This is a genomic window from Rhodococcus mengyinensis, from assembly GCF_048381435.1.
Lineage (GTDB): Bacteria > Actinomycetota > Actinomycetes > Mycobacteriales > Mycobacteriaceae > Rhodococcus_F > Rhodococcus_F opacus_D.
On the sequence record NZ_JBLWIT010000008.1, the window covers coordinates 1 to 9,622 of the forward strand.

9 protein-coding genes are annotated in these 9,622 nt (G+C 67.1%); 6 read left to right on the forward strand and 3 right to left on the reverse strand.

The features are described from left to right. Positions 1 to 2,622, forward strand: a 2,622-nt coding sequence (locus tag ACNJ7E_RS00345; protein ID WP_418338721.1) for an amino acid adenylation domain-containing protein, incomplete at its 5' end; no start/stop codon positions are given. A 4-nt stretch (positions 2,623 to 2,626) separates the two neighbouring features. Here the strand turns inward: ACNJ7E_RS00345 and ACNJ7E_RS00350 are convergent. Both ACNJ7E_RS00350 and ACNJ7E_RS00355 read right to left on the reverse strand, forming a co-directional pair. Continuing rightward, positions 2,627 to 2,881, reverse strand: coding sequence for a hypothetical protein (locus ACNJ7E_RS00350; RefSeq protein ID WP_280784332.1), 255 nt, complete (start codon positions 2,879 to 2,881; stop codon positions 2,627 to 2,629). 58 nt (positions 2,882 to 2,939) lie between these two features. Beyond that, positions 2,940 to 3,620 carry a TetR/AcrR family transcriptional regulator gene (locus ACNJ7E_RS00355; RefSeq protein WP_418338723.1) on the reverse strand — a complete coding sequence of 227 codons (681 nt, stop codon included), beginning with the start codon at positions 3,618 to 3,620 and terminating at the stop codon, positions 2,940 to 2,942. A gap of 175 nt (positions 3,621 to 3,795) precedes the next feature. On the opposite strand from ACNJ7E_RS00355, the gene ACNJ7E_RS00360 reads away from it, so the two are divergent. Both ACNJ7E_RS00360 and ACNJ7E_RS00365 read left to right on the forward strand, forming a co-directional pair. Continuing rightward, positions 3,796 to 4,080 carry a putative quinol monooxygenase gene (locus ACNJ7E_RS00360; protein WP_280784330.1) on the forward strand — a complete coding sequence of 95 codons (285 nt, stop codon included), beginning with the start codon at positions 3,796 to 3,798 and terminating at the stop codon, positions 4,078 to 4,080. A gap of 79 nt (positions 4,081 to 4,159) precedes the next feature. Beyond that, positions 4,160 to 5,392 (forward strand): FAD-dependent oxidoreductase, encoded by a 1,233-nt coding sequence (locus tag ACNJ7E_RS00365; protein ID WP_280784329.1) that lies wholly within the window; start codon positions 4,160 to 4,162, stop codon positions 5,390 to 5,392. A 6-nt stretch (positions 5,393 to 5,398) separates the two neighbouring features. On the opposite strand, the gene ACNJ7E_RS00370 is transcribed toward ACNJ7E_RS00365, so the two are convergent. After that, positions 5,399 to 6,373, reverse strand: a complete 975-nt coding sequence (locus ACNJ7E_RS00370) for a LysR family transcriptional regulator (RefSeq protein WP_280784328.1) — start codon at positions 6,371 to 6,373, stop codon at positions 5,399 to 5,401. 148 nt (positions 6,374 to 6,521) lie between these two features. Here ACNJ7E_RS00370 and ACNJ7E_RS00375 point away from each other — a divergent pair, with 148 nt between their 5' ends. The 3 genes from ACNJ7E_RS00375 to ACNJ7E_RS00385 all read left to right on the forward strand — a co-directional run. Further along, positions 6,522 to 7,658, forward strand: a complete 1,137-nt coding sequence (locus tag ACNJ7E_RS00375) for an FAD-dependent monooxygenase (RefSeq protein ID WP_418338724.1) — start codon at positions 6,522 to 6,524, stop codon at positions 7,656 to 7,658. Between the two features lie 46 nt (positions 7,659 to 7,704). Continuing rightward, entirely contained in the window at positions 7,705 to 8,643 is a 939-nt protein-coding gene (locus ACNJ7E_RS00380; RefSeq protein WP_280784326.1) for a VOC family protein, read from the forward strand. Positions 8,644 to 8,686: 43 nt separating this feature from the next. Continuing rightward, positions 8,687 to 9,622: IS701 family transposase (locus tag ACNJ7E_RS00385; protein WP_418338726.1), on the forward strand; the 936-nt coding region annotated here is incomplete at its 3' end.

Consider the following 9,622-nt stretch of genomic DNA (forward strand, 5'->3'; position numbering starts at 1 on the left):
ATCGGTGTGGCGGAGTTGGAGTGCTTGACTCCGGTGGTGGGTGGGGTGTCGGTGTCGGAGGTGTCGTTGCCGGAGTTGTTGGCGGCGTCGGTGGTTGCGGATCCGGGTGCGGTGGCGGTGGTGTGTGGGGATCGTCGGTTGACGTATCGGGAGTTGGATGAGGCGTCGAATCGGTTGGCGCGGGTGTTGTTGGGGGCGGGGGTGGGTGCGGAGTCGGTGGTGGCTGTGGCGGTGGCGCGGTCAGTCGAGTCGGTGTTGTCGGTGTGGGCGGTGGCGAAGACGGGGGCGGCGTTTTTGCCGGTGGATCCGCAGTATCCGGTGGGGCGTGTGGAGCACATGCTGACGGATTCGGGTGTGGTGGTGGGGGTGACGGTCTCGAAGGTGCGGGATCGGTTGCCGGGTTCGGTGCGGTGGGTGGTGCTCGATGATGTGGCGGTTGTGTCGCGGTTGTCGTCGGTGTCGGCGGGGGTGGTGACGGATGTGGATCGGGGTGCGCGGGTGCGGGTGGGGCAGGCGGCGTATGTGATTTATACGTCGGGGTCGACGGGTGTGCCGAAGGGTGTGGTGGTGACGCATCGGGGGTTGGCGAATGTGGTGGCTGCGCAGCGTTCGGGTTTCGGGGTGTGTGCGGGTGCTCGGGTGTTGCATTGTGCGTCACCGAGTTTCGATGCGTCGGTGTTCGAGTTGGTGTGGGCGTTGGGGTTGGGTGCGCGGTTGGTGGTGGTTCCGCCGACGGTTTACGGTGGGGAGGAGTTGGCGCGGATTCTGGTGGGGGAGTCGGTGACGCATGCGGTGTTGACGCCGACGGCGTTGTCGTCGGTTGATCCGGTGGGGTTGGGGGCGTTGGGTGCTTTGGTGGTGGCGGGTGAGGCGTGCCCGCCGGAGTTGGTTGCGCGGTGGGCTGCGGGTCGGCGGATGTTCAATGCGTATGGGCCGACGGAGGCGACGATCATGTCGAATGTCAGTGGTGGTTTGGTGGTGGGGGAGTCGGTGACGGTGGGTGGTCCGGTTCGTGGGTTCGGTGAGTTGGTGTTGGATGGGCGGTTGCGGCCGGTGCCGTTCGGGGCGGCGGGGGAGTTGTATTTGTCGGGTCCGGCGCTGGCGCGGGGGTATCGGAACCGGTCGGGGTTGACGGCGGGGCGGTTCGTTGCGGATCCGTTCGGTGGGCCGGGGGATCGGATGTATCGGACGGGGGATGTGGTGCGGTGGCGGCGTTCGGAGGGTGGGCCGGTGCTCGAGTATGTGGGTCGCTCGGATTTTCAGGTGAAGATTCGTGGTTTCCGCGTCGAACTCGGCGAAATCGAATCGGCCCTCCTCGGATACCCCGGTATCGATCGCGCCGTCGTGAACACCAGCGGCGACCGGTTGGCCGGCTACGTGGTCCCCGCTGCGGGTTCGCTGCTGGACACGTCCGCGGTCCTGGCGCACGCCCGTGCGCGGTTGGCCCCGCACATGGTCCCCGCGACCGTGACGGTCCTCGACGCCGTGCCGGTCACCGCGAACGGGAAACTCGACCGCGCCGCCCTGCCGGAGCCGGACTTCACCGCGGCGCGCGCCGCGTACCGGGCACCGCGCAACGCGACCGAGGAGGTGGTGGCCGCCGCGTTCGCCGAGGGGCTCGGGCTGGACCGGGTCGGCCTCGACGACAACTACTTCACCCTCGGCGGTACGTCGCTCACCGCGACGAGCGTGATCGCCCGGATTGCCGAATCGTCTGCGCGCGCCGTGCCGGTGCAGTGGATCTTCACCCATCCGACGCCGGAAGCCCTGGCACACATGATCGCCACGGCGCCGGAGGACTCCCGGGCGGAGGATGCCGCCGACCCGTCGCTCGACGTGCTGCTGCCGCTGCGAACCACCGGAACCGGCAACCCGGTGTTCTGCATCCACCCCGCGATCGGGTTGGCCTGGTGCTTCACCGGGCTGGTGCAGTACCTCGGTGACCGCCCGGTGTACGGGCTGCAATCCCCTGCGCTGACCGACCCCGACCTGCAGGTCGACTCCTTGGAGGATCTCGCCGCCCGGTACGTCCAGCGGATCCGCGCGGTGCAGCCGCACGGCCCGTATCACCTGGTCGGCTACTCGGTCGGTGGTCAGATCGCCCATGAGATGGCGGTGCAGCTCACGGCGGGCGGCGACGAGGTGGCCACCCTCGCGATGCTCGACACACACCTGACCGAAGGATTAGGTCTCACAACGGAAAAGCCCACCGTGGCTGCACTTCTGGCGGAGCTCGGCGCGGTGGTCCCGGGTGACGAGGATGCGGCGGCGACCACGGATCGCGCGGTGGAGGTGCTGCGCCGCACCGGCGGACTGTTCGCAGCCGTGACCGCGGACGACCTCGACGCCGTCCACCGGGTATTCACCCAGACGGTCGACCTCGCCCTCGCGCACCGCCCGTCGACACCGATCGGCCTCGATCTGCTGTTCTTCGGTGCGGCGGACTCTGTGGATGCCCCCACCGGCGTCTCCGCGTGGAGGCCCCACATCGGCGGCGAGATTATCGAACACGCCGTTCCCGTATCGCACCAGCAGATGACGAGTCCGGAAGCGCTCGCCGGCATCGGCCCCGTCCTCGCACAGCACGTGACGCTCGCCGAGCGCCGGCTCGCCCTGTCCTAGGCGATCACGCCCAGGAGGCGCGCCGGGTGAAGCCTTCGGCCAGCGCTGGCGCACCGTCGAGGATCGCGTAATGGATCCGGCAGTCCGATGGCGTGTGCTCACGCAGGAAGATCGTTTCCACGTTCATCAGCTCGAGTGCGCTGCGTCCCCGCTCGGGGAACACGCCTGCGCGGCAGGCGATGCCGGTGAATCGGACGTAGGTCTGGACGTAGGCGAGTTCCGGATCCGTTGCACGGTGGTGGTGTCGCCCGGGCGCCACGACGCGGCGGCGTCGACGTCGGCGAACGCACCCTCCCTCTCGGGAAGTCGAATGCGGGTCAGGTCGGCCCGTCGGCGGAGTGGAGCAGGTAGCTGCCGATCATGTCCGTCAGGTGTGTGATGAAGGTGTCGACGTCGACCGCGGGGGCGGCGAACCCCGGTCCATAGCTGACGCGGAGCACGAGCGCGGAGAACGCGGTGCTGAAGGACATGCGGACAGCCGTCTCAGGGTCGGCGTGGTCGATGTTCGCGGCGGCGCGCATGACTACGGCGGTGAAGCGGTCACCGAGCGAGCGGGCGTACACGCTGCCACGTCGGTAGACCTCGGGATGTACGCCTGAGATCAAAATGACCGACCGCAGAAACCGGGCGTGCGGGGCGAAGAGTTCCACCATGGCTCGGACCGCGCCGCGGATCAGCTCTTCCGGACTTGATTGCGTCCACTGGCTGCCGTCGAACAGTACGTCCTGATCGTGCGTGACCTGGTTCATCTTGTGCTCGTACACGGCGAGGAAGAGGCCGTCCTTGCTGTTGACCCGCTCGTACAGGGCGCGGGGAGCGACGTCGGCCCGTTGGCATACGGCCGCGATGGTGAACGCGTCGTAGCCGCCGTCCTCGATGATCCCGACGCCGGCGTCGAGGATCCGGGCCCAGGCTTCACGGCTGCGCCGTTGCCGCGGGAGCCGGACGGCGAGATCGTCGTCGGCGGCGGGTGAGATGTCGGCATCGGGAACGGGCATCACCACATTCTCCCTTCTACGCGGCTGGGGTTGACAACGGGTGACCCGGAGCACATTATTGTGCTAACCGTAGTGGTTACTACGGTTTGAGAATAGCCCCAACCGCGCCCACCGGTCCCGAGTCGCGCAGACCACCGGAGAACACCTCAAGGGCTCGGTACATACAGGAGGACACATGCTGATCGTGATCGGTCGCGCGCAGACTGCGCCGGGTCGGCGGGAGGAGTTCGTCACCGCCGCCCGTGTCGTCGCCGATGCCACCCGCGGTGACGAGGGGTGCCAGTCATACGGCTTCTACGTCGACCTGTCCGACGAGAACACCATCGTCGGTGTCGAAATATGGCGCGAACGTGCCGATCTCGATGCTCACATGAGCCACGAGCACACCCGCACATTTCTCGAAGCGTTTCCGGATCTGGTCGTCGGCGATCCGGTCGTGAGCACGCACGAGGTTCCCTGACGAACCCGCAAGCCCTGCCTAATTGTCCCGACCCGTCGACGGTCGGGCCCGTCACCCCCTGCAGAAAGTTGACTGTTCCATGAGTGCATCCCCCCGGACGCGAGGCCGCGTCGCGATTATCGGCGCCGGTCCCGCGGGTATGGCAGCCGCCTTGTCGGCTCACCAGGCCGGTCACGACGTCGTGCTGCTCGAGCGGTACCGTCAGGCGCGGCCGGCGGGCAACATCCTCAACCTGTGGCCACCGCCGATCAAGGCCCTCGGCCTGCTCGGCGTAGATATCTCCGACCTCGGTGCGCCGTGCTACTCGGAGTTCCGCAGCGTCGACGGTCACACCCGGGCCAGGGTCGAACTGCCCGAGGACGTGATCCGCGACTACGGCGGCGGATTCATCGGGTTGCTGCGCCCGGAGTTGTATGAGCGGCTCCTCGCGGCATTGCCGCCGGGTGTGTTGCAGGTCAACCGCGGCGTCGACCATATCGAGCAGGACGAGGGCGGGGTGCGCCTGCACATGGCCGACGGCACCATCGAGGAAGCGGACGTGGTTATCGGTGCCGACGGAATCGACTCGCTGGTGCGCCGTACGTTGTGGGGCGATTCTCCGAAGCGCGAGCACAACCTCCACATCTTCGGTGGTTTCATCTACGCCGACGAGATCGATGTCCAGCGGGGCCTGTGCGTCGTCTCGCACAATCGGAAGGTTCAAGGCTCCTGGACATCCATCCGGCACAAGGGCCGCAACGGTTTCCAATGGTGGGTGCTGGAAGCGCATGACGCGGATGACGAGTTCGCCGGGGACTTCCATGCCGCCGCCACCCGGCTGGGTGCGGACTTCCCGCACCCGCTGCCGCAGCTCATCGCAGCCACCGATCCTGCCGACGTGCAGCGGTGGCCGATTCGGGACCGCAAACCGCTGAAGCAGTGGTCGAAGGGGCGGGCCACCTTGGTCGGGGACGCCGCCCATCCGACGTCCCCCTATGCGGCGTACGGGGCCGGTATGGCCACCGAGGACGGTTACTTCGTCGGTCGCCGCTTGGCCGGGGTGGATCTGTGGGACTATCAGGCTGTGCGCCGGGCGCTCGAGGTATTCGAGGCTCCTCGCAAGCCCCACACCGCCCGCCAATCCCAGCAGGCGTACGTTCTGGGGCAGATGTTCCATCACGCCCCCGCCCCGCTGCAGTACGTGCGTGATCTGGTATTGGATCGGACCTTGTTGCTGCAGAAGGTGGTCGGAGAGTCCAGCCCCCGTGAGATCCTCGAGCAGATCGACCTGATCGACCAGGCCGAACGCGCCTTCGTGGCATCGCTCGGCTGATGCGTCCTACTCGGCGGGTGGTAGCGGTCCGCACACCTCGCGGGCGGCCTGCAGGATCAGCTCGCGGAGAAACCGGTGTTCGGGTTCGTGGTCGTAGACGGGGTGCCACCACATGGCCTGCACGAGCGGGCCGAGGTCCACCGGGGACCGGTGAGCGTTGAGTCCGTCGCGCATGCCTGGGACGTCGAGCAGGCGGCGGGGGACCAGGGCGATCCGATCGCTGCCGACGACGAGACTTCGTACGGTGAGGAAGCTTTCGGTGATCACCTGCGCTCGGGGTTCGATCCCGATCATGCGCAGTTGGCGCGCGGCAGGCGTCGACGCGGTCTGGCTGTGGTAGACGAGCACCCACGGAAGTGTCCGCAGATCGTCGACCGTGGGACCGTCGTACGCGACCCGGTGTTCGTGGTCCGTCACCACGACCCAATCGTCGCGAAACACCTCGCTGTTGGGCAGGTCGGTGACGAAGCCGTGCGGGATGAGCATGACGTCGAGGGCGGTGAGCATCTGCTCGGCGCGGGCGACGTGGTCGGGGGTAGTGGGTATGAAGCGCAGCCGTGCATGTGGTGCGTGCGCGGTGATCAGATCGGTCAATCGTCGCCCGAGTATGGCCGTGGCGTAATCGCTGACGACGACCGAGAATTCGCGCGCCGTGTCGGTGGCCTCGAAGATCCCTCGACTACCGAAGACACGCTCGACGCCGGACAGGGCCAGCCGGGTGCGCTGGCGCAGATCTACACCGAACGGCGTCAGCTGATATCGATTGCCGACCCGATGGAGGATCTCGTCCGCGAAATGGCGGCGCAGCCGCGCCAGCGCGGCCGAGACCGCCGGTTGGGTGACGCCGAGTTGCTCGGCCGCCCGGGTGACGCTTTGGTTCTGCACGATCGCGTCGAGAGTGACGAGAAGGTTCAGGTCCAGATTCGCCAGTGCGCGCAAGGGTGGTGTGTCACTCGAGCCGCGACCCTGCCTCGCCGTCACCGACAAACCTTTACCGCCGAGTTGAACATAAATCCAGTTTATACCGAGCATTACCACTTGCGCCTTCCCTGATGGTGGCGCAGGTCTCACAGTGGAACACGACACGAAGCTCGTTCGCCGATACGAACCGTCTCTGGGAGCAACATCGATGCACACTTCTACCGCACGTTCCGTCCTCGTCATCGGAGGCGGCATCTCGGGTTCGGCGGCCGCGATTTTCCTCGCTCGCGCCGGTGTCGGCGTCCATCTGATCGAGGCAAAGGCACGCGCCTCTGCCGTCGGGTCCGGGATCACCCTGCAGGGCAACGCCCTGCGCGTTCTGCGTGACCTCGGTGTGTGGGAGCAGGTCAGCGAGAGTGGGTGGGGGTTCGACACTCTGGGAATCCGGGCGTCCGACGAGACCGGGGCGCTGATCGCGGAGATCCCCGACGCCCGCACCGGCGGACCCGACCTGCCGGCTACGGTCGGTATGGAGCGTCCCCGCTTGGCGGCCATCCTGCACGGCGTCGCCGAGGCCGCGGGAGCGAAAATCCGCTTCGGCGTCACCGCCGTCTCGATCGCCCAAGACGACGCCGGCGTCGACGTCACCTTCTCCGACGGGGCCAGTGGGCGCTACGACGTGGTGATCGGCGCGGACGGGGTCCGCTCGGCCACCCGCCGCGCCCTCGGCATCGACCTCGAAACGCGCCCCACCGGGATGGGCATCTGGAGGCTGGTCTGCTCACGGCCCGAGTCGATCACCCGCACAGACCTGTTCTACGGAGGCGCCGGATACATCGCCGGATACTGTCCGACCGGTCCGGATTCGATGTATGCCTACATTGTCGAAGACGCCCGGGATCGCTCGTCGCTGACCAGGCAGGAACAGCTCGAGATCATGCGGGCACTCGCCGCGCAGTACCACGGACCGTGGGACGACATCACCGCCCGGCTCACCGATCCGGACGCCGTCAATTACACCTGGTTCGAAACTCACGTGCTCGACAAGCCGTGGAACCGAGGGCGCATCGTATTCATCGGCGACGCCGCGCACGTGTGCCCACCCACCCTCGCCCAAGGCGGAGCGCAGGCCCTCGAAGATGCGGCGGTGCTCAGCGAGCTACTCATCGGGCAACCGGTGGGTGACCACTTGTGGGAGGCGTTCACCGCCCGCCGCCTGCCCCGCGCCAAGGCCGTCGTCGACGCCTCGGTCCAGCTCGGGCAGTGGATGCTCGATGCCGACCCCGACGCCGACGTCCCCACCCTGATGCACCGGATCGCCGACCTCGTCAGCACCCCGGCCTGAACACCAGGCACTCGACACCCCTTTTTCTCACCTTCTGGAGTATCCGATGACCGAGTACGCCTTCACCCACCTGCGGCACGTCGCGCTCGCCGTGCCCGACTTCGACAAGCAGCTCGACTTCTACACCCACCAGTGGGGCCTGTCCGTCGCCGGCACCGACGGTGAAACCACCTATCTCGCCGCGGAGGGATCCCCCGAGCAGTACGTGGTGCGCATCCGCAAGGCCACCGACAAGCGTCTGGACCTGATCTCCTACGGCGCCGCCGACGCGGCCGCCGTCGATACCCTGGCCGAGAAGCTCGGCCGCGGCGAGGTGCAGCTGATCAACGAGCCCGGCACCCTGCAGACACCCGGCGGCGGATACGGGTTCCGGTTCTTCGACAACGACGGCCGCACCATCGAGATCTCCGCCGACGTCGCGGTCCGCCGGCACCGCAAGGTCGAAGAGGGCGAGGCCATTCCGGTCAAACTCTCGCATGTGGTGGTCAACACCACCGACCCCGAAGGGACGGTCGCATTCTACGAGAAGTACTTCGGCTTCAAGGTCTCCGACATCCTGATGCACCCGCGGATGGGCAACATGATGTGGTTCATGCGGACCAACAGCTTTCACCATTCGATGGCCATTGCCCGCGGCCCGCACCCAGCCCTGCACCATGCCTCGTTCGAGTTGCGCGGCATCGACGAATACATGCGCGGCACCGGCAAGATGCTGCGCGCCGGGGTGGAGAAGATTTGGGGACCGGGCCGGCACCTGGCGGGAAACAACACCTTCTCGTACTTCCTCGATCCCAACGGCAACACGATGGAGTACACCACCGAGTTGGACGTTCTCGACGAGGACACCTGGCATCCGCACCTCTACGACTTCTCCGAGCCGGAGGTGACCGATCAGTGGGGCACCGCCAACGCCATGGACGAATTCGTGGCCGCCAAGTCGTTCAACGACGTCGACAAGGGCTTGTTCGTCGCCCCGCCGGTCTAATACTGCAACGGCACTTGCTTGACAGGTAGACGATACTGATTGTGTGGTCCTCGATCTGGTTGCTGCCGAGTTGGAAGCGTTGCATGAGCGGATCTCCGGTCGGTTCGCCCGGTCGGAGCCGCGGTCCCGAGTCCGTGAATATGTGACGGGTTTGGTTGCAGGTCTGGAACGCAAGAACGGGTGGACCCTCGCCGAGCGCGCCGGCGAGATCAGCCCGGACGGGATGCAACGGTTGCTGCGGCGCGCGGACTGGGACGTCGACGGCGTCCGCGACGACGTCCGTGACTACGTGGTCGAACGCCTCGGCGATCCGGCCGGTGTACTGATCGTCGACGACACCGGATTCCTCAAGAAAGGCACCCGCTCGGCCGGGGTGCAACGCCAGTACTCGGGCACCGCCGGACGGGTGGAAAACTGCCAGATCGGCGTCTTCCTCGCCTACGCCAGCGGCGCCGGCCACGCCTTGATCGACCGGGAGCTGTACTTGCCCGAATCCTGGACCTCCGACCGCGACCGGTGCCGCGCCGCCGGCATCACTGACGACATCGAGTTCGCGACCAAACCGAGACTGGCACAACACATGATCGAACGCGCCCTCGACGCACAGGTCCCGTTCTCCTGGGTCACCGCGGACGAGGCCTACGGGCAGGTGAAGTACCTGCGGGTCTGGCTCGAGGAACGCGATATTTCCTACGTCCTGGCCACGCGCTGCAACGACGACGTGTTCACCCCGCACGGTCGCGCCGGTCGCGCCGACGAGATGATCGCCGCGGTCCCGGCGAAGCAGTGGCGCCGGATCTCCGTCGGCGACGGCGCGCACGGCCGGCGCGAATACTCCTGGGTGCGGATCCCGATCCGGATCGCCTGGGCACCCGGGCGCGGGCACTGGCTGCTCGCCCGCCGATCCCTCTCCGATCCGACCGAGATCGCGTACTACATCTGCGCCGGACCCCGCCGCACCACGCTCACCGAACTCGCC

What these genes read in the sequence shown, in the direction of transcription:
- ACNJ7E_RS00355 (WP_418338723.1), bottom strand. Translation starts at nt 3,620, where the DNA reads ATGCCCGTTCCCGATGCCGACATCTCACCCGCCGCCGACGACGATCTC.
- ACNJ7E_RS00360 (WP_280784330.1), top strand. Translation starts at nt 3,796, where the DNA reads ATGCTGATCGTGATCGGTCGCGCGCAGACTGCGCCGGGTCGGCGGGAG.
- ACNJ7E_RS00365 (WP_280784329.1), top strand. Translation starts at nt 4,160, where the DNA reads ATGAGTGCATCCCCCCGGACGCGAGGCCGCGTCGCGATTATCGGCGCC.
- ACNJ7E_RS00375 (WP_418338724.1), top strand. Translation starts at nt 6,522, where the DNA reads ATGCACACTTCTACCGCACGTTCCGTCCTCGTCATCGGAGGCGGCATC.
- ACNJ7E_RS00380 (WP_280784326.1), top strand. Translation starts at nt 7,705, where the DNA reads ATGACCGAGTACGCCTTCACCCACCTGCGGCACGTCGCGCTCGCCGTG.